The 19,090-nt window shown below is 43.3% G+C and carries 17 protein-coding genes; 14 read left to right on the top strand and 3 right to left on the bottom strand.

Annotated features, from left to right (window positions below; all coding sequences use genetic code 11):
* Positions 1-149: 149 nt before the first annotated feature.
* The 9 genes from ACFFIP_RS12000 (at position 150) to ACFFIP_RS11960 (ending at position 10,066) form a co-directional block, all read left to right on the top strand.
* Entirely contained in the window at positions 150-2,252 is a 2,103-nt protein-coding gene (locus tag ACFFIP_RS12000) for a ferredoxin-like domain-containing protein (protein ID WP_382387894.1), read from the top strand.
* Entirely contained in the window at positions 2,249-3,019 is a 771-nt protein-coding gene (gene cobA, locus ACFFIP_RS11995; RefSeq protein ID WP_382387893.1) for a uroporphyrinogen-III C-methyltransferase, read from the top strand. Before ACFFIP_RS12000 ends, cobA begins: the two co-directional genes overlap by 4 nt.
* A gap of 247 nt (positions 3,020-3,266) precedes the next feature.
* A complete protein-coding gene (locus tag ACFFIP_RS11990; RefSeq protein WP_382387892.1) occupies positions 3,267-3,848 on the top strand; it encodes a precorrin-2 dehydrogenase/sirohydrochlorin ferrochelatase family protein in 582 nt (193 codons plus the stop codon).
* Between the two features lie 280 nt (positions 3,849-4,128).
* Complete coding sequence (locus ACFFIP_RS11985; RefSeq protein ID WP_382387891.1) at positions 4,129-4,809, top strand: hypothetical protein; 681 nt, start codon at positions 4,129-4,131, stop codon at positions 4,807-4,809.
* A gap of 294 nt (positions 4,810-5,103) precedes the next feature.
* Positions 5,104-5,556, top strand: coding sequence for a nuclear transport factor 2 family protein (locus tag ACFFIP_RS11980; RefSeq protein WP_382387890.1), 453 nt, complete (start codon positions 5,104-5,106; stop codon positions 5,554-5,556).
* Positions 5,557-5,725: 169 nt separating this feature from the next.
* Complete coding sequence (locus tag ACFFIP_RS11975) at positions 5,726-7,264, top strand: serine hydrolase (protein WP_382387889.1); 1,539 nt, start codon at positions 5,726-5,728, stop codon at positions 7,262-7,264.
* Positions 7,261-8,052 carry an agmatinase gene (gene speB, locus ACFFIP_RS11970; protein ID WP_382387888.1) on the top strand — a complete coding sequence of 264 codons (792 nt, stop codon included), beginning with the start codon at positions 7,261-7,263 and terminating at the stop codon, positions 8,050-8,052. The genes ACFFIP_RS11975 and speB overlap by 4 nt, the downstream gene beginning before the upstream one ends.
* A gap of 102 nt (positions 8,053-8,154) precedes the next feature.
* A complete protein-coding gene (locus tag ACFFIP_RS11965) occupies positions 8,155-9,564 on the top strand; it encodes a Gfo/Idh/MocA family protein (protein WP_382387887.1) in 1,410 nt (469 codons plus the stop codon).
* A gap of 7 nt (positions 9,565-9,571) precedes the next feature.
* Positions 9,572-10,066 (top strand): DUF1648 domain-containing protein, encoded by a 495-nt coding sequence (locus ACFFIP_RS11960; protein ID WP_382387886.1) that lies wholly within the window; start codon positions 9,572-9,574, stop codon positions 10,064-10,066.
* A gap of 289 nt (positions 10,067-10,355) precedes the next feature.
* On the opposite strand, the gene ACFFIP_RS11955 is transcribed toward ACFFIP_RS11960, so the two are convergent.
* A complete protein-coding gene (locus ACFFIP_RS11955; RefSeq protein ID WP_382387885.1) occupies positions 10,356-11,489 on the bottom strand; it encodes a sugar phosphate isomerase/epimerase family protein in 1,134 nt (377 codons plus the stop codon).
* 145 nt (positions 11,490-11,634) lie between these two features.
* Here ACFFIP_RS11955 and ACFFIP_RS11950 point away from each other — a divergent pair, with 145 nt between their 5' ends.
* The 3 genes from ACFFIP_RS11950 (at position 11,635) to katG (ending at position 16,171) form a co-directional block, all read left to right on the top strand.
* Positions 11,635-12,795, top strand: a complete 1,161-nt coding sequence (locus ACFFIP_RS11950; RefSeq protein WP_382387884.1) for a PQQ-dependent sugar dehydrogenase — start codon at positions 11,635-11,637, stop codon at positions 12,793-12,795.
* Between the two features lie 143 nt (positions 12,796-12,938).
* The gene (locus tag ACFFIP_RS11945; RefSeq protein ID WP_382387883.1) at positions 12,939-13,595 is read left to right on the top strand and encodes a hypothetical protein; all 657 of its coding nucleotides are present in this window, start codon (positions 12,939-12,941) and stop codon (positions 13,593-13,595) included.
* Positions 13,596-13,900: 305 nt separating this feature from the next.
* The gene (gene katG / locus ACFFIP_RS11940) at positions 13,901-16,171 is read left to right on the top strand and encodes a catalase/peroxidase HPI (protein ID WP_382387882.1); all 2,271 of its coding nucleotides are present in this window, start codon (positions 13,901-13,903) and stop codon (positions 16,169-16,171) included.
* Between the two features lie 80 nt (positions 16,172-16,251).
* Here katG and porT read toward each other — a convergent pair whose 3' ends face one another.
* A complete protein-coding gene (gene porT, locus ACFFIP_RS11935; RefSeq protein WP_382387881.1) occupies positions 16,252-16,968 on the bottom strand; it encodes a type IX secretion/gliding motility protein PorT/SprT in 717 nt (238 codons plus the stop codon).
* Positions 16,969-16,979: 11 nt separating this feature from the next.
* The gene (gene ubiE / locus ACFFIP_RS11930) at positions 16,980-17,702 is read right to left on the bottom strand and encodes a bifunctional demethylmenaquinone methyltransferase/2-methoxy-6-polyprenyl-1,4-benzoquinol methylase UbiE (protein WP_382387880.1); all 723 of its coding nucleotides are present in this window, start codon (positions 17,700-17,702) and stop codon (positions 16,980-16,982) included.
* 155 nt (positions 17,703-17,857) lie between these two features.
* Here ubiE and yihA point away from each other — a divergent pair, with 155 nt between their 5' ends.
* Together yihA and ACFFIP_RS11920 are read left to right on the top strand one after the other, a co-directional pair.
* Positions 17,858-18,466: a ribosome biogenesis GTP-binding protein YihA/YsxC gene (gene yihA, locus ACFFIP_RS11925; RefSeq protein ID WP_382387879.1), complete on the top strand. Its 609-nt coding sequence runs from the start codon at positions 17,858-17,860 to the stop codon at positions 18,464-18,466.
* A 57-nt stretch (positions 18,467-18,523) separates the two neighbouring features.
* Positions 18,524-18,958, top strand: a complete 435-nt coding sequence (locus tag ACFFIP_RS11920; protein ID WP_382387878.1) for a DUF5606 family protein — start codon at positions 18,524-18,526, stop codon at positions 18,956-18,958.
* Positions 18,959-19,090: the final 132 nt, after the last annotated feature.

Raw genomic sequence — 19,090 nt, 5'->3', positions numbered from 1 at the left:
TACTAAGTATTTGAACCTCATAAACAATAAAATTCAAACCCATAAATACTACATATTTACCAAAATCGTGAATAGAACTAATCTTGGTACTTCGTACTTGGTACTTGGTACAACATAATACTCTACTAAACCTATAGACAAACCTAACAATGGAAAGCTTTAGAACCGAGATTGAAAACCCCTTTGTCGAAAAAGACATCGTAGAACTGGAACGGAAGATCCGGCTGTTTCGGGAGGGGAAAATAGATGAGGAAAAATTCCGCAGCCTACGATTGGCCCGCGGGGTGTATGGACAGCGACAACCTGGAGTGCAGATGATTCGTATCAAACTGCCCTATGGCCGTGTTACGGGCAATCAGCTAAAACGCATCTGTGAGGTGTCGGATAAGTACTCTACCGGTAAACTCCATATTACTACCCGTCAGGACATTCAGATCCATTATGTGAGTTTGGACGAAACTCCCCAACTCTGGGCCGAACTGGAAAAAGATGATGTGACCTTAAGGGAAGCTTGCGGCAATACAGTCCGAAACGTGACCGCTTCAGAAGTGGCGGGAATCGACCCTAACGAACCTTTTGATGTGACGCCCTATGCAGATGAAGTATTCCGATATTTTCTCAGAAATCCCATCTGTCAGGAAATGGGCAGGAAGTTTAAGATGTCTTTCTCTTCCTCCGATGAAGATACTTCACTTTCCTACCTGCATGACCTGGGCTTTATTCCAAAAGTGAAAGTGGTAGATGGAAAAGAAATCAGGGGTTTTAAAGTATTACTTGGGGGTGGTCTCGGTTCTCAGCCTCGGCATGCAGACCTGATTACGGATTTCCTCGCTATTGATGAACTGATTCCATTTATTGAAGGAGTGTTGAGAATTTTTGACCGGCACGGGGAACGTTCCAGACGTTTGAAGGCAAGGATGAAATTCTTGATCAATGAGATCGGAATAGAAGCTTTTCTGCAATTGGTAGAGGAAGAGAAAAAAGCCTTGCCTTATAAAACCTGTCCCATTGATGTCGATGATTACGAGGCAAGTAAAAGCCTTCCCAACCCGGAATTTGTAGCGCTTACCGAACCCCTGGATTTGGCATACGAGCAATGGAAATTGACCAATGTAATCCCTCAAAAACAAGCTGGATATGTGGCTATTGGAGTGAAAGTGTTATTAGGGGATTTTACAACTGCGCAGGCGAGGTTTATAGCAGATCTAGCACAGCAGTATGCCAATAATGAAATCCGTTTTACACTCAGACAAAATTTCCTGATTCGGGATGTAAAGGAGGAGCTAGTTCCTTACTTCTATCAGGAGCTGAAAAAAATAGGATTAGCAGATTATGGCTACAATTCTTTGGGAGATATCACCGCTTGTCCGGGAACAGATACCTGCAATCTGGGAATTGCCAGCAGTACAGGGATCGCCAGGGAATTGGAGAAAGTCATTGCGCAAGAATATCCGCAATACATGAGGTCCCAGGATTTGACCATCAAGATTTCCGGTTGTATGAATGCTTGTGGGCAGCACAACATGGCGCATATCGGTTTCCAGGGCATGTCTTTAAAAGCTGGAAAAACCGTATTTCCTGCCCTACAGGTTTTGTTGGGCGGAGGAAATTTGGGAGATGGCAATGGACGCTTTGCAGATAAAGTGATCAAGATTCCAAGCAAAAGAGGACCTCAGGCCTTGAGGATTTTATTGGATGACTTTGCACAACATCAAGAGGAAGGTGAGGATTTTCTTCACTACTATGACCGCAAAGGACAAATGTACTTCTACGATATCCTCAAAAGCTTGACCGATACGGATACCCTTACCGAAGAAGATCAGGTGGATTGGGGCAATGAAGATGCTTACAAAGTGGCTGTGGGTGTAGGAGAGTGTGCGGGAGTGGTAATCGACTTGGTTGCTACCTTGTTGTTAGAAGCTCGGGAGAAGTTGGATTTATCCAAAGAAGCCTTTGTGGAAAAACGTTGGTCTGACAGCATTTACCATACTTATGCCGCCCTGGTCAATGCCGCCAAAGCCATCTTATTGTCCGAAAGCAAAAGCACCAATTCCTATGCGAATATTGTGAATTTGTTTGATGAGACCTTTGTGGAAACAGGAAAGATAGCCATCGAAGGGACGCTCAAGGACATCATTTATCAAATCAATCAACACGAACCTTCGGAAGCTTTTGCCCGATCCTATTTTGAGGATGCAGGAAAAGTTTTTGAAGCCATCAGTTCATACAGAGAAAAGGAGGTACTCGCATGAATCAGCTTATCAAACCAAAAGTTACACTCGTAGGAGCAGGTCCAGGCGATCCCGAATTGATTACCTTGAAAGCAGTCTTGGCCTTGAACAAAGCCGATGTGGTCTTGTACGACGCTTTAATTGACAAATCCCTACTCAAACATGCCCCGGAAAAGGCCATCAAGATCTTTGTCGGCAAGCGGGTAGGCAAACACTCCTGTCCTCAGGATGAGACCAATAGACTTTGCGTAGAGTATGCACTGAAGCATGGGCATGTAGTCCGTCTCAAGGGAGGTGATCCTTTTGTATTCGGCCGGGGTTCGGAGGAGATTGACTATATCGAGGCCTTCGGTATTCCCACCGAAGTAGTAGCGGGCATTACTTCCGCGGTGGCAGTTCCAGCTTCCATAGGAATTCCTGTGACCAAGCGAGGTGTTTCCGAAAGTTTCTGGGTCATCACAGCGACCACAAGTTATGGGGAACTCTCTCGAGATATCGCCATAGCTGCTCAATCCACCGCTACCATCGTCATCTTGATGGGGACCAAAAAACTGCCCGAGATTGTAAAAGCTTATAAAGCAGCAGGCAAATCTGATATTCCCGTAGCCATTATCCAAAATGGCACCACCAAGGAGGAGCAGTTTGTCGCAGGCACCATCCTAGACATTACCTCCAAATCCCATCAGGCAGGTATTGCCGCCCCGGCGATAATTATTGTAGGTGAAGTGGTGAAGGAGAGTTATCGATTGAAGGAGGTTTATGAACAAGTGGAAATAAATTTGAAATAAGCTTCGCGAAATATACTTCGTGAAATAAGATTGAAATAACCTTCGTGAAATAATCTAGAAATAAGAATTATTCCCAGCAATAGGAAGCATTTGTCCTAAAAAAAATTATTTCAATTTTATTTCAACCTTATTTCCACATTATTTCAATAATAAACGGATTGTCTTTATAATCTCCATCAAGTCTTAAATCTAGCGTCTAAACTCTCGCTTCTCGCCTCTCATTTCTCGCCTCTAACCATCTAAAACCATGAACCACTTATATCCCATCTTCCTCAAAGTCCACCAACTCAACGTCCTCCTGGTCGGAGGTGGTTTTGTGGGTACGGAGAAACTCTCCTTTTTACTCAAAAGTAGCCCTGAGGCTCATGTTACCGTAGTATCCAAGGAATTCAATGAAAAGTTTTTGGAGCTTGCCAATTCGGCGGCCCATGTCACTTTAATTGAAGATGCTTACCATGAGAAGTATCTTGGAGGAAAACATATTGTTATCGCTGCCACCAATTTTCCAGAAGTCAATAAGCAGATCCATGATGAGGCCAAGGAGCGCTTCATTCTGGTCAATGTAGCCGATACCCCTGCTTTATGTGATTTTTATTTGGGAGGCATAGTGACCAAGGGAAATCTAAAGATCGCAATCAGCACCAATGGCAAATCCCCAACTACCGCCAAGCGTTTGAGGGAGCTTTTTGAAGAAATCCTTCCAGAGGAAATTGATGAGCTTTTGGAAAACCTGAATGCCTATCGTGCTACCCTCAAAGGTGATTTTGAGTGCAAGGTAAAGGCTATGAACGAAATCACGGGAATGCTGGTGGAGAAGGAGAAGGCTTAGGTTTATGGTTTCTCGCAAAGGAGCGAAGGCGCAGATGGTCGGTAGCTTCTCTTAATTTTGAAAAAATGTTTTGACCACTGGTGTAGCCTTTTTTTGCGAGTCTCACCTAAGGGAACTAACCCAATTTGTAAGTTTTGAATTCATCAACCTAAATTTTTCTTAGTGTCTTTGCGCCCCTGTCTTCCGCCAGGCAGGTCTGCGTGAACTATCCCCAAAACCGTAACCCCGTTCTTAATTTTTCGTTCAAAAAGACAATAACTTATTCTGAAAATTTGCGCTTATGAAGACAATACTTTCTTTCTTCTTGCTTTTGCTTAGTCTTTCTTTTTCAGTCCAAGCGCAGGAAACGCTAGGGGGAATACGAGTCAATGCTGGCCTGCCTACCGCTGATTTCCGCTCGGAAGTGGACAATCAATGGTTTCCCTCTCTCAACCTTGGAGTTCTCCATCAGCTTGCAAATACTCCCATTTACGTAGGAGGGGAATTCGGATACATGCTTTATGGCACAGCAGTTCATAGGAGTAGAGAAGTGATCAACGGTACCGATCAGCGATTCAGAATCCGAAGAAATAACAATGCCATTCATCTGTCAGGAGTAGTACGTGTCATGCCGGATTTCGGGATAGGCGTTCGACCTTTTGTTGAAGGACAATTGGGGGCCATTCATACCTACACCCGATCTAAGGTCAGGGAAAACAGACTGACAGAACCATTTGTGTCAGGAACTGAGGTATATGATTGGGCTCATATGTATCAATTGGGAGGCGGCTTGATGATACCCTTGGAAAAAGGAGGAGATACATTCCTGGAATTGAGGGTGAATTATATGCAAACAGGCACCATGGATTTCCTTACCAGCCGGGATGCGAGCTATGACAATCAAGGGACAGTCACCCTCAATACCCGAAATGCAGCCTTTCAAATGCTGAGTCCTAGCCTTGCTTTTAAGTTTAGGTTTTGACGCTTTTGAATGCTAGTAACGGTAAAAATAGGTTTTTCTTTGTGGACGTGGAGTGATTTTTTTCTCGCAGAGGTACAGCGCCGCAAAGGCACAGCTTATCCCAATTACTTTACAGACTTTGTGGCTTAGCGTCTTTGCATGAACTATTATTTCAGATCATGTGCTTTTTTCATGTTTTTGAAGTCAGTTCTGTGAATTCAAAGAATTGATTATATTTATTCATATTGGAATAAAACTATTCCATAAAAAAAGATGTGACAGTCTGCAAATTCTTTTGTCCAAATACACCACGCCATGAAAAAAGTCCCTGCCCTAATTTTCCTTTTCTTAATTCTAAATACCTCCATTTTATTTGCCCAACACAAACCTTCAGCTCATGACCAAGAAAAAATCTTAGCTCTGATTGCCGATTATTCCAAAGCTAGAGAAAACCAGGACACTTTATTGCTCAAATCAATTTTGACAAAAGAGGTTGATCAATTGGTTTCATCAGGGGAATGGAGAATCGGGATCAAGGAAGCCATGTCCGGCATGCAAAGAAGCTCCACCAATAATCCTGGGCAACGCCAACTTAAGGTAGAGAAAGCTCGCTTATTAAATGAAACTTGCGCTATTGTAGATGCCCGCTATGAAATTATTGGTGACAATGAGGCTCCAACAAGAAGGATGTGGAGTACTTTTTTGGTCGTCAAGGAGGAGGAAAACTGGAAAATCGCAGGAATCAGAAACATGCTGCCAGCGAGATGATTAGAGCGGGATTAAGATTATTGAAGACAATAATATTCTGATCGTTAGAATTCTGCACGAGAGAATGGATTTAAAATCAAAATTCCAATCCATGGAATAAGTTTAAATACCTATTGCCTCAGTCCCAAGTCCTTTCTAAATTGAGCCAGCAACTATCCCCGCTCAATCAATGAAAAAACATATCCACTTCATTTGGATCTTTTTCCTGTTGGCAAGCCACTCCCTTCAGGCCCAAACCAACCCCGATTTCCAAAAACTTGATACTTATTTTGAACAGATGGTCAAAGACTGGGATGTTCCGGGAGCCAGTATAGGCATTGTTAAGGATGGACAATTGGTTTTCATCGGCAACTACGGCAACAAGACGGTTGGTAAAAATGAAAAACCCGATGAACATACCCTCTACGCCATTGCTTCCAATTCTAAGGCTTTTACATCTGCGGTCCTTGCTATGCTGGTACAGGAGGGAAAACTCCATTGGAATGATCGGGTAAAAGATTATCTACCATATTTTTCACTTTTCGATGATCCTTGGATCAGTGCGCATGTCACCATCCGCGACCTGCTCAGTCATAGGGTGGGCCTGGGAACCTTTAGTGGAGACGTTATCTGGTACAAAAATGAAGGTTCCGCCGAGGATTTTATCAAAAGGACAGGGAAAGTTCCACAAGCTTTCGACTTCAGGGGAGGTTATGGTTATTCCAACCTGATGTATGTGACTGCTGGGGAAATCATCAGGAAAATTACGGGCAAAACATGGGGAGAAAATGTAAAGGAGCGCATCCTCAACCCTTTAGGTATGGACAGGACCATCACCACTGCCAAAGACCTGGATAAAAAGGGGAATTATGTCACTGCCCATGGACGCGAAGAAGGAAAAAACTTCCCTATTGCTTTTGAGGATTGGGACACCATTGGTGCTACTGGCGGGTTGATTTCTTCCGTGAGCGATGTAGCCAAATGGATGATTTTCAATATGAACCATGGCATCATCGGAAAGGACACGCTGATCTCCAGAGGCAACCGCAACCTGATGTGGACCATGCATAATGTCAATGTGGTGGACCATACCCAGCCAAACGATCCGGGCAGGCATTTCAGTGGTTATGGACTGGGTTGGAATCTGGGAGATTTCCATGGGAAGTTGATGGTAGGCCATACAGGAGGCTACGATGGCATGATTACCGCAGTGACCATGATTCCTGAAGAAAAGTTGGGCGTAGTGGTGCTGACCAACGGCCACCAAAGCCCCATCATGGCGGCTACCTATTATGCTTTTGACCAATTTTTAGGAACAGGAAGTAAAGATTGGTCTGGAGATATGCTCAAAAGGAGTTTGGCCAACCAAGCCAATGACACCCGTATCGCAAACATCAAAAAGGCCAGAGTCCTCAACACCAAGACATCCCTCTCTCCTTCCCAATTTGCAGGTACTTATCGCTCAGACATCTATGGCAAAATCGAAGTCAAAGAAGAAAAAGGAACTTTGCGACTTTACTTTGAAGACGCTCCAAGACTTTCTGCCAGCTTGAAACATTGGCATTATGACACCTATGAAATCATCTGGGACGAGAAGCATGCCTGGTTTAACTTCGGAACACTCCAATTCCTACTCAACAATAAATTGCAGGTTGTCGGAATGGACTTTAATGTACCCAACGACGATATTTTCTTTGAGGAATTGAAACCCGTAAAAATCAATCCATGATCAAAGTCTTAGGAATCCCCTTTGATGCTAACGGTTCCTTCCTTAGAGGACCGTATTTAGCTCCTCCCAGAATCCGTCTGATGGCAACCGAAGGCTCTGCCAATAACTACACGGAAGAGGGTGTAGAAATTATAGCTGGAAGGGATTATCTGGATCTGGGTGATCTTTCTTTTGGCAGTCAAAATTCCCAAAAGGCCTATGAACAGATCAAAGCAGCCGTTAGCAAAGCCATAGCCGATGGCAGCAAACTGTTGAGCCTGGGAGGTGACCATTCCATCGCTTATCCGGTAATTGAAGCCCATGCACTGAAACATGGGCCTTTGCATGTCTTGCAGCTCGATGCCCACGGGGATTTGTATGAGAATTTCGAAGACAATCCCTATTCCCATGCTTCTCCTTTTGCTCGGTTGTTGGAAAAGGGCTTGCTGAAATCATTAACTCAGGTGGGTATCCGAACCCTGACCCAACATCAGCGGGAACAGGCGGCTAGGTACAAAGTCAATATCGTCGAAATGAAAGATTTCACCATGGATTTTATTTCTGTTTTGGAGGGTCCTCTTTATATTTCTTTGGATATAGATGTCTTGGATCCCGCCTTTGCTCCTGGAATTTCCCATTATGAACCTGGTGGGATGAGTACCAGACAATTACTTGATATCCTGATTGCTATCAAATTGCCAATAATAGGAGCTGATTTGGTAGAATACAATCCATTACGGGACCATCATGGCATGACAGCAATGGTAGCCTTTAAATTGATGAAGGAATTGATTGCTAAAATGGCCTAAAAACCATGGATATTGATTGAGGTCGCTTTTATCAAAATAATGATTTTAGATAAATGCAAAATCAATAACTTATCCAATCACCAACCTTAAACCCTATTGACCATGAAGAACAAAAAATCACCCCTTTCCAGAAGAGATTTTGTCAAAGCTGCTGCCCTTAGCGGCGCAGGGATGATGATAGTACCTAGACATGTCATCGGCGGTCCCGGATATACAGCCCCCAGTGACAAGGTCAACTTAGGTATTATCGGTGCGGGAGGAAAAGGAAAGCAAAATGCAGAAGCCTTTTTAAGGGTGGAAAATGTCAATATCACCGCAGTGGCAGATCCTGCTTATTACTGGAACCTGGCAGATTTTTATTACCGCTCGGAAGCTGGAAGAGGGCCGACATCGGCCATGATTGACACCCATAATGCCGCCAAAGGAGATACTAAACGGGTCGCCCAATACGACGACTTCCGAAAAATGATGGAAAATGCTGCTGATCTGGACGGTATTGTAATTTCCACCCCGGATCATACACATGCCTACATAGCCTTGATGGCCCTGAAAATGGGCAAGCATGTGTATTGTGAAAAACCCCTGACACACAATATCTGGGAAGCCCGTGAGGTGGCCAAAGTCTCCAAAGAAACCGGCTTGATTACCCAGATGGGCAACTCCGGGCATGCTGCTGACGGCATCAGAGAAACGGTAGAATACCTCAGGGCCGGCGTAATAGGAGAAGTAAAGGAATACCATGCCTGGGTTCCGGCAGGGCGTTGGCTACCTGGCCTGAAGGGTTTGCCCCAAGGACAGAGTACCATGCCAATTGGCTTTGACTGGGATCAGTGGATCGGTCCAAGGGAAATGGTACCTTTCCACAAGGACTATGTTCCTGTCACCTGGAGAGATTTTTGGGATTATGGCTGTGGGGCATTGGGCGATTTTGGCTGCCATGATATGGATTCCGTCACTTGGGCTTTTGACCTCAAAAGCCCGGATACGGTTCAGGTGTTACCTGCAGGTTATTCTGACAGTAAAATTGCACCTTATGGAGAAATAGGCTATTTCAACTTTTCTGCAAAAGGACAACAAAAGCCCATGAAAATCACCTGGTATTCCGGTGGCCTGAAACCAGACCTCCACCCTGACCTGCCTCAGGGCTTTGTGTATCCTTCAAGAGCCTCCATGTTTGTAGGATCAAAAGGAGTCATCATCAATGATGGGGGCAACCGTAAACCTCAGGTTTTCCCCGAGTCCTTCAGAAACAGTGTAAAACCACCAAAACCAACAATAAAAAGATCACCAGGCCATTTTCAGGAGTGGATCGATGCCATCCGAAACAATGACCAGGCTTCCTCCAATTTTGAATACGGGTCAAGATTAACAGAAATTACATTATTGGGAGTGCTTTCTTTGAGATTGGGAGGCAAATTGATAGAGTGGGATTATGACAACATGAAAGCCAAAGGTCTCCCTGAGGCAGACCAATTTATCAAGGAACCTGTAAGATCGGGTTGGGAAATGTAAGAGAAAAATGGCAGCAAGACCTATCATCAAACTGGAATGGACCGCTTGGGATAAGATTTTGGAGGGCCTGGGCTTTTTGGCAATGGTCCTCCTATTGGTAATTCCTATCTACTATTACCCGGAACTCCCGGACCGTATCCCAAAGCATTATGATGCAACTGGACAAGTCACGGCATATGGAGGAAAAGGTATGCTTTGGATGATGCCTATAATAGGATTAATCACCTATACGGGGCTGTTTTTTATCAATAAAGTCCCGCACATTTTCAACTATCCTACTGAAATCACGACTGAAAATGCAGAAAGGCAGTACCGAATAGCCACCCGGATGATCAGGACTTTGAATGTGATCATTGTGTATACTTTCCTGTATACTTCCTATGGCACTATACAAAATGCAATGGGGATTCAGGTTGGTTTGGGAAAGGCCTTCATGCCTATCTTTTTGATTGCCCTCTTTGGGACAATTGTTGTTTATTTGGTTAAGGCCTTTAGAAAATAAGGGCAATGGTCATCATGCTATAATATGGAAACAGTTACCAGTTGTTTCATACTTCCTTTAATACGGTTTTTATTGCGCACGTTACGTTTATTTTATTTTTGTTTTTATTCAATTACCGATCGGTCCTTCAGACCTCGCATGGTGGATACCCGATCTTTAACCCGGGGTTTCACCCCAGGCTGATACGGAACGGCCCTTCAGGCCTTAAAGGGAAGTCCAATTTCTCACTCTTCATTCTCCATTTCCCTTGGCTCATTTTAATATTGCCTTGGATCTTTTTCCTAACTTTTCACTTCCCACTTCCCCCCAACTCCTCCATCGTCACCACCGGGATATCCTTTCGGTTGAGGTCCTTGAGTGGCTGAACTTCCGCTTCGGGATAAACAAAACCTTCCTCTGTAAGCGGATACAACATCGGCGCAAGGTTCTGCACTGCCGCCTTGATACCCTGCATGATTGCCCCCATTTTACCAGTTTGCTTGGATAGTTTGGCCTCATTTTCAATTTCAAAAGGCCCGGTGAATCCCTTTTGATGCAAAACTTCCACAAATTTCCTCCAATCCATGCTGTCTCCCAACCCAAAACCCGGCAATGTCGCTTCATAATGATGCCTGTCCCATTCATTGGTGCTGTAAGGAATACCCGCCTTAGCTGCCCATTCTGGCTTCACCCGCTGCATCGGGTACATATTGCCCCAAAAAGGATCCGGTAAATTGCGCGTAGACTTCACATGTATCCTTTTCAACCTGCTCATATCTGTGTGCTCGATCACCGAAACAGGATCGGTATTCTGCCAGATATCATGGGAAGGATCATAGATTTCTCCATGGTTGGGGCTCGGAATCAGTTCGTACATGATCTTCCTTGCCGCCAACACCCCCGTCAGGTTATTAAAGGTAGTGCCATAACCAGAAGAGCGCCAACCCTCCATGGGGCAATTTTCATAGAGCACAGAGACACCGAGGTCTTCCGCATATTTGATAATGGGTGTAAATATCCTCTGGTACTCCTCTAGATTTTTCTCAAATCCGTTTTCCTGGTTGCCCAACTCATGGTTATAGCCCACAAATGTCCCCACCTTCACATCATTTTCATCCCCTCCCAGGAGATGGGCCATTCTGATCAATTTAAGTAGATGGTTTTGGTTTTTCACCCTATGAACAGGATCTCCACCAATTAGATTTTCAAAAGCCCCAATAGACAGGCGCAAATGGGCTGCGTTGAATTTATCTAATATCGCTTTGGCAGTATCAGGTGTAAAATGCTCATAATCCATATGGGTAGCCACAAAATCATCCCTTGTTCCATCTTTTCTAAACACACAAACATCCAATCCCTGTACCCCTGCTTCTTGTGCTTTTTCGATGGTCTGATCCAGGTCCAACTGGTCAAAGGCCGAAGTCATTATCCAAATCTGGTTCATCTTCTTATTTTTTGAATTTTCTAAAGATATACAGCACTATGGGGTTTTAAAAGGCTTTTTACTTCAAAAAAAGACCTTTTGTCAAAAGCCCAAAACAATTACTCGTTGAAATGATTAAATTTGCAGGAAAACCAATTCAAACCATATGAAAAATCTGAAAAAACTATCTTTTATTTTGACAGGAAGTATTGCCCTTGGTTTGGCTTCCTGTGCAGAAAAAGAAGTCAATGAAACATATTCAGAGCCAAGTCCTTTTGCTACGGTTTCTGATAAAATGACCTTTAAAATCGACACCCTTTTTACTGATTTTGAAAGTCCTTGGGGCATGACCTGGCTACCGGATGGCCGCATGCTAGTGACCGAAAGAAAAGGTGAGATTCTTGTCTTCAAGGATGACAAATTCACCGGTGAAAAACTCACAGGCGTACCTGAAGTACATGAAATCAATCAGGCCGGCCTATTGGATATCACAATCCATCCCAATTACGCCAGCAATGGCTGGATTTACCTTTCTTATGCCAGACCTGAAGGAGAAGGTGATGTGCTGGTCATTTCCAGAGCCAAACTGGATGGCAACAATATGCACAGTGTAGAAGAAATCTTCGTATGTGGTCCTGAGTGGAAAGGCGGCAGACACTTCGGTTCAAGAATCGTATTTGACAATGACGGTTACCTGTATTTCTCCAATGGAGACAAAGGTTCCAGACCTGATAATGCCCAGGAACTTGATAATGACCATGGCAAAATCCACAGAATCAAAGATGATGGCAGCATTCCTGAGGACAATCCGTTTGTAAATACGCCAGGTGCCAATCCTTCTATTTGGACTTATGGCAACAGAAACCCTCAGGGCATGATCTATGACAAGGCAAACAACAGGCTATGGGCCGTGGAACATGGTCCTAAGGGAGGAGATGAGCTCAACCTGATCGAGAAAGGCAAAAACTACGGTTGGCCGGTAATCTCTTACGGCATCAACTATGATGGCACGATCCTGACCGAACTGACAGAAAAAGAAGGCATGGAGCAGCCGGTAACCTACTGGGTACCTTCTATCGCTACCTGCGGCATGACCTTGGTGACTTCTGACAGGTATCCTGCTTGGAAGGGCAATATTTTGGTAGCAGGCTTGGCTGGACAGCAAGTGGCAAGAGTGGAAATGGATGGCACTACCGCAGTAGGCGAAGAGACTTTACTGAAAGATATCGGCAGAGTTCGTCAGGTTTCCCAAAGTCCTGATGGCTACATTTATGCAGTTACCGAAGCTACCGGACTGCTAATCAAGCTGGTTCCTCAGGGCAGCTGATTAAAAAGAATGGATAAAGGAAGAGGCCATGTTGGAAACAGCATGGCTTTTTTAGTTAAATTGAAAAGTGTAGATTTGATGACATCAAAAAAACATAATATTAGGAGTAAAGTTAGGTCCTCCACCACATAAAATCCAAACCCATGAAACTCAAAGCGACCATTTTTTTATCCATGCTGCTCCTCTATTCATGCGGGAAATGTGACAAAGACGTGCTTTTAGGGGAAATTCAATTAGCGGAAGCCTCAAGACAATCCATCCCCTACTCAGGTACAGAAATTTTGGTTTTTGAAGATAATCATGGAGTCCAACATAGGCTGACATCCATGAAAGGAAGAGAATTACTCCAATCCAAAATGATTGTGAGAACACCTTGTGATGAAGGTTTTTTCGATAAACAACATCTCTATTATGATACACAAAGAGAACAGATTGCTTTTTTTGATTCTTCGGGAATTCAAATCTTTTATATTGACTTGGTAACCCAGTTTGAAGATGCAGCTGATTTAGATGACATCGCTGTTTACGATTTTTTGCTGGTGGACAGTTCTTTGAAAGGTAATTTCAATGGCAGAATAGAAATCATCACATCAGAAAGACAAAATAGGGTTTCTGATTTTCATAAAAATCAATTTTGGAACCAAAGTGTTGCCCTTGGCGATACTACACTTTTCGGAAGAAAATTTGAGGATGTTTACATAGGCACATCGGGAGATAACAGGAGTATTTTCTACAATAAGAAAAAAGGTATCCTTGCATTTGTATTGGATGAAAATGAATTTTGGGTATTGACAGAATAAGGTGAAAAATTGGAAAAACCTGCAAACAGCCCTGTCTAATTTGGATGGCATCACACCCTATTTTTCCATACTTATTGCCCATTCTTAGATGATTTTCATCAGGAATGTGTGACAACATGATTTTTACCAAAATTAACAAACACATGACTTACTGATTCTTACAGCCATCTTGTAGAATACTTTGTAATAGTCATTGATTTTTTCAATGAGGATATTGACATCATCAATTTTATTTATCAAACCTTAAGCCGTAATTTTGTTTTCTAAAATGTACGCTTCAATCAATTAACATAATCTTTTACTATATGAAAAAAATAATCCTCTTATCCTGGCTTTTGACCGCAAGTACCTTAATGGCCACTGCACAGGAGAAAAACTACGAGGGCAAACCGGTAGATGGCTACTCCGGTGCGACAATGAAAAGCCCAAGCGCAGCCAAGACTTCCAGCAACACGGAATGGTGGCCTAATCAGCTAAACCTCGGCATCCTGAGACAAAACTCCAACCTGTCCAACCCAATGGCTGCTGATTTCGACTACATCAAGGAATTCAACAGCCTGGACTACAATGCCCTGAAAGAAGACCTAAAGACTTTGATGTCCGATTCCCAGGACTGGTGGCCTGCTGACCACGGTTATTACGGTGGTCTGATGATCCGTATGGCATGGCACAGTGCCGGTACTTACCGTACAGGTGATGGCCGTGGAGGTTCCCGTGCAGGACAGCAGCGTTTTGCACCATTGAACAGCTGGCCTGACAATGCCAACCTGGACAAAGCGAGAAGGTTGCTATGGCCGATCAAGCAGAAGTATGGCAACAAAATCTCTTGGGCTGACTTGATGATCTTGGCAGGTAACGTAGCTTTGGAAGCTGCTGGATTCGAAACTTACGGTTTTGCCGGAGGCAGAGAAGATGTATGGGAGCCAGAAATTGACGTGTACTGGGGTTCTGAAGGAGAATGGCTGAGTGATGCCAAGCGTTATTCCGGTGACAGAGACTTGGAAAACCCGCTTGCTGCTGTGCAGATGGGCTTGATCTATGTGAATCCGGAAGGACCTAACGGTAACCCTGATCCACTTTTGGCAGCTAAAGATATCAGAGAAACATTCGGAAGAATGGGTATGAATGACGAAGAAACTGTCGCTTTGATCGCTGGTGGCCACACATTGGGTAAAACCCACGGTGCCGGTCCTGCCAGCCATGTAGGCCCAGAGCCTGAAGCTGCACCGATTGAAGAGCAAGGTTTCGGTTGGAAAAGCTCCTACAAATCCGGAAAAGGCGCTGATGCCATCACTTCTGGACTTGAAGTAATTTGGACCTTGACCCCAAATGAGTGGAGCCAAGGCTATTTCAAAAGCTTGTTTGAAAACGAGTGGGAACTGACCAAGAGCCCTGCAGGTGCCCATCAGTGGGTAGCCAAAGATCCAAAGGTATTGTATCCTGATGCTTTTGATCCAAACGTGAAGCATAAGCCTACCATGTTGACAACAGACCTTTCTATGAGAATGGATCCTGTTTATGAAAAAATCTCCAGGAGATTCTACGAAAACCCTGAAGAATTCAACAAGGCCTTTGCGAAAGCTTGGTTCAAGTTGACGCACAGGGATATGGGACCAAGATCTACTTATATCGGTCCTGAGGCACCAACAGAAGATCTGATCTGGCAGGATCCTATTCCTGCAGTGAACCATGCCTTGGTGAATGCGCAGGATATTGCAGCTTTGACAACGCAAATTTTGAATTCCGGTCTTTCTCTTTCTGAAATGGTATCTACAGCTTGGGCTTCTGCCTCTACTTACAGAGGTTCTGACAGAAGAGGTGGTGCCAATGGTGCCAGAATCATGTTGGCTCCTCAAAGAAACTGGGAGGTGAACAATCCTGCACAATTGAACAAGGTATTGGCGGTTTACGAAAAAATCCAAAAGGATTTCAATGCCAAATCCAACACCAAAAAAGTATCCATGGCTGACCTGATTGTCTTAGGCGGTACTGCCGCAGTTGAAAAAGCGGCTAACAATGCCGGGGTGAACATCACTGTACCTTTCACTCCAGGCCGTATGGATGCCCTTCAGGAACAAACAGATGTGGAATCTTTCGCCTTGCTTGAGCCAATGGCAGACGGCTTCCGTAACTACCTGAAAACAAGATACACGGTTTCTACAGAAGAATTGTTGGTGGACAAAGCACAGTTGCTGACCTTGACTGCTCCTGAAATGACCGTATTGGTAGGTGGTATGAGAGTGTTGAACACCAACTACGATGGTTCTAAGCATGGAGTATTCACAGACAAAAAAGACATGTTGACCAATGATTTCTTCAAGAACTTATTGGACATGAGCACTGAATGGAAAGCTGCTGACGACACCAAGGAGAAATTCGAAGGAAGAGACAGAAAAACCGGTGCAGTGAAATATACCGCTACCCGTGCAGATCTGATCTTTGGTTCACAGTCTGAACTGAGAGCTTTGGCTGAAGTATATGCTCAGGAAGATAACAATGAAAAGTTTGTAAAGGACTTTGCAGCAGCATGGGTCAAAGTGATGAATCTTGACAGATTCGACCTGATTTACAAATAATCATGATCATGGGTAAAACCTTAAGGAGCTACCCTGCAAAAATTAGAAAAGCCAGTCCTAAAGGATTGGCTTTTTTATGATTACTGGAAGTGAAGATACAAGGTAATAGACTTTCTTCTGATGTCAGAGATCAGGTCCCTGAAACCAGCATTGCTTGTCTCAGGCCTATACAGGTTCATCATCCCGTGAGAAAAACGGACTTCCGGTGAAAACTTGAAATATTTGAAATACATATCAAAGCCAATCCCTACATCCAAGGTAAAGTCCCTTCCTGTAGTGACCAATGCTTCGATATCTGCTTCTTCCTGTTCTTTGGTCCTGAACATCATGCTGCCCCCAGCGGTAAAAAACATCCTGCTGTTATTGAATCTCTGGGCCTTATATTTGAACAAGAGTGGGAATTCCACCATGGTAGCCTCAGAAATATAAGTCTCTGTTCGTACTGCGGAGTTAATTTCTCCCGAATTGGAGGTCGGTGTATTGAAGTAGTTCACATCAGTTTTAAATTCATAAAAACCGATTTTGGGCGTAAACATCAGGTTCAGCTGATCATGAAGCCTGAGAATTCCCAAAAATCCCAAGGAAAAACCTGGTGTATACACTGGCACAATACTTTCCACATTGGCAGCATTGCCGGTATTATCCATAAAAGCATCTGAATACTTCAGCCTAAAATAATTGGTATGCGCTGCCAGGAAAAATCCATAGGACAACAATTTGTCATCCTGGCCTGCCTTGCTGATTTCGTTAAACCTCGCTTGTGAAAAAACGGAAGTCTGACATAATATAAAGCACAAAAAGACGAGACTTATTTTTCGCCAATGTATATGGAGCTGATACCAAATGTTAAAGGATTGCATTGTGTCTTTTTAAAACCTACTTTTTCCAAAATCGCAAGAAAGTTTTCCCCATCAGGAAATGCCTGTACAGATTCCGGTAAATAGGTGTATGCAGAATTGTCTTTGGATACTATTTTACCGATTTGAGGTAAAATATATTTGAAATAAAAATTATATCCTTGTTTCATAGGGAATTTTTTAGGTTTGGAAAACTCCACAATGACAGTTTTCCCTCCCGGTTTCAATACCCTGTACATATCCGCCAAACCTTTTTCCAGATTTTCGAAGTTTCTTACACCAAAAGAAACGATGACAGCATCGAACTTATTATCTTCAAAAAGCAACTTCTCAGAATCGCCCAATTGCAAATCGATTATATGGTCCAATTTGCGTTTTTTCATTTTTTTGCGGCCTTCCTCCAGCATCCCTTCGGAAATATCCACACCAATGATCTTGTCCGGATTAAGCGCCAATGCTTCAATGGCAAAATCTCCCGTACCAGTAGCAATATCCAGGATAAGCTTAGGCTGATCTTTTTTTAATAATTTGACTGCCTTTTTTCTCCAGGTGATATCAATTCCTAAACTCAACAGGTGGTTCAAAAAATCATATTTCTTACTGATGTTGTTGAACATTTCCGCAACCTGCTCCTTCTTACCTTCCTGTTTTTCTTTGTATGGTACTACTGACATGGACGTTAATTTTGTGCAATATTACTAAGTAAACCCGAGCATATGAAAAATGTTGGGCATTAATGCCTGAATCATAAAATTTTATTGAGGCACATATCCAAAGACAAAAGGCAGATTTAGCCTAAAAGAATTACCTTTGCAAAAAAAAAGAGAACATGATCAAGAAAGCCAGTTTTTTAATCAGCAACACGGATTATAAAAAATGTCCTGCCCCGACCAAGCCCGAATTTGCCTTTATCGGAAGGTCCAATGTGGGGAAAAGCTCCTTGGTCAATATGCTGACTGGAAATAAGAACCTGGCCAAAACATCAGGCAAACCAGGTAAAACACAGTTGATCAACCATTTCATGATCGATGACAATTGGTTCATGGTCGATCTGCCGGGTTATGGCTTTGCCAAAGTAAGTAAGAGTATCAAAAACACTTGGGAGAAGATGATCAGCGACTACCTGACCAACAGGGACAATTTGGTGGCGCTCTGTGTGCTCATCGATAGCCGTCTTGATCCTCAGAAAATCGACCTGGAATTCATCACTTGGTGCGGTCAGCATGAAATCCCTTTTATTTTGGTTTTCACAAAATCAGACAAACAGGGCAAATCAAAAACATTTGCCAATGTGGCGAAGTTTTTAGAAGCCGCAAGGGAAATATTTGGCGAAGATCCCCAATACTTCATTACATCTGCACAAACTACTGATGGTAAGGAAGAATTGATCAATTTTATAGAAGCAGAGGTTCAGGAATATTATGATAGCCTGAAGTAAACCTTGGGCTTTTTAATGGATGTTCTATATTTGCAGGCGCAATAACAAAATCAGAAAATGAAATTCAACGACATAGCAACAATTTCAGGAAAACCAGGATTGTATAAAGTGTTAAAACCGACAAGAGGCGGGGTAATCTTGGAATCTTTGGATGAGAAAAAAGCCAAATTGGTAGTAGGTGCGAATCACCGTGTGTCCATCTTGGGTGAAATCTCCATGTATACCATGACTGAAGAAGGTGCTTCACCTTTGGAAGAAATCATGAAAAACATTGATAAGGAATTCAATGGAGATCTTGGACTCGAAGCAGATGCCGATGCAGACGAGCTCAGGGCCTTCCTGAAGCATGTCCTGCCAGATTATGATGAAGAAAAAGTTTATCCTTCTGATATCAAAAAATTGGTCAGCTGGTATGCCATCATCAAAAAATATGTGCCTGAGGTATTGCAGGAGCAGGAATCAGAAAACAGTTCTGAAGAAGAAAAAGCATAATCTAAGAGGGGGTGTCCGAAAAGTCGAGACACCCTTTTTTTATTGTTGATCTTCTCTAAAATTATTATTTTAGAGTTGAACAAAATACAACAATGTCTAAGGTAGTTTTTAAAAATCAGACTGGCAATTGTC

This window comes from Fontibacter flavus (genome assembly GCF_042432905.1).
GTDB lineage: Bacteria > Bacteroidota > Bacteroidia > Cytophagales > Cyclobacteriaceae > Fontibacter > Fontibacter flavus.
This window is presented reverse-complemented; position numbering and strand designations above follow the sequence as displayed.

Excerpts from the sequence above, each read along its gene's own strand:
- ACFFIP_RS12000 (WP_382387894.1), top strand. The coding sequence starts at position 150 with ATGGAAAGCTTTAGAACCGAGATTGAAAACCCCTTTGTCGAAAAAGAC.
- cobA (WP_382387893.1), top strand. The coding sequence starts at position 2,249 with ATGAATCAGCTTATCAAACCAAAAGTTACACTCGTAGGAGCAGGTCCA.
- ACFFIP_RS11990 (WP_382387892.1), top strand. The coding sequence starts at position 3,267 with ATGAACCACTTATATCCCATCTTCCTCAAAGTCCACCAACTCAACGTC.
- ACFFIP_RS11985 (WP_382387891.1), top strand. The coding sequence starts at position 4,129 with ATGAAGACAATACTTTCTTTCTTCTTGCTTTTGCTTAGTCTTTCTTTT.
- ACFFIP_RS11980 (WP_382387890.1), top strand. The coding sequence starts at position 5,104 with ATGAAAAAAGTCCCTGCCCTAATTTTCCTTTTCTTAATTCTAAATACC.
- ACFFIP_RS11975 (WP_382387889.1), top strand. The coding sequence starts at position 5,726 with ATGAAAAAACATATCCACTTCATTTGGATCTTTTTCCTGTTGGCAAGC.
- speB (WP_382387888.1), top strand. The coding sequence starts at position 7,261 with ATGATCAAAGTCTTAGGAATCCCCTTTGATGCTAACGGTTCCTTCCTT.
- ACFFIP_RS11965 (WP_382387887.1), top strand. The coding sequence starts at position 8,155 with ATGAAGAACAAAAAATCACCCCTTTCCAGAAGAGATTTTGTCAAAGCT.
- ACFFIP_RS11960 (WP_382387886.1), top strand. The coding sequence starts at position 9,572 with ATGGCAGCAAGACCTATCATCAAACTGGAATGGACCGCTTGGGATAAG.
- ACFFIP_RS11955 (WP_382387885.1), bottom strand. The coding sequence starts at position 11,489 with ATGAACCAGATTTGGATAATGACTTCGGCCTTTGACCAGTTGGACCTG.
- ACFFIP_RS11950 (WP_382387884.1), top strand. The coding sequence starts at position 11,635 with ATGAAAAATCTGAAAAAACTATCTTTTATTTTGACAGGAAGTATTGCC.
- ACFFIP_RS11945 (WP_382387883.1), top strand. The coding sequence starts at position 12,939 with ATGAAACTCAAAGCGACCATTTTTTTATCCATGCTGCTCCTCTATTCA.
- katG (WP_382387882.1), top strand. The coding sequence starts at position 13,901 with ATGAAAAAAATAATCCTCTTATCCTGGCTTTTGACCGCAAGTACCTTA.
- ubiE (WP_382387880.1), bottom strand. The coding sequence starts at position 17,702 with ATGTCAGTAGTACCATACAAAGAAAAACAGGAAGGTAAGAAGGAGCAG.
- yihA (WP_382387879.1), top strand. The coding sequence starts at position 17,858 with ATGATCAAGAAAGCCAGTTTTTTAATCAGCAACACGGATTATAAAAAA.
- ACFFIP_RS11920 (WP_382387878.1), top strand. The coding sequence starts at position 18,524 with ATGAAATTCAACGACATAGCAACAATTTCAGGAAAACCAGGATTGTAT.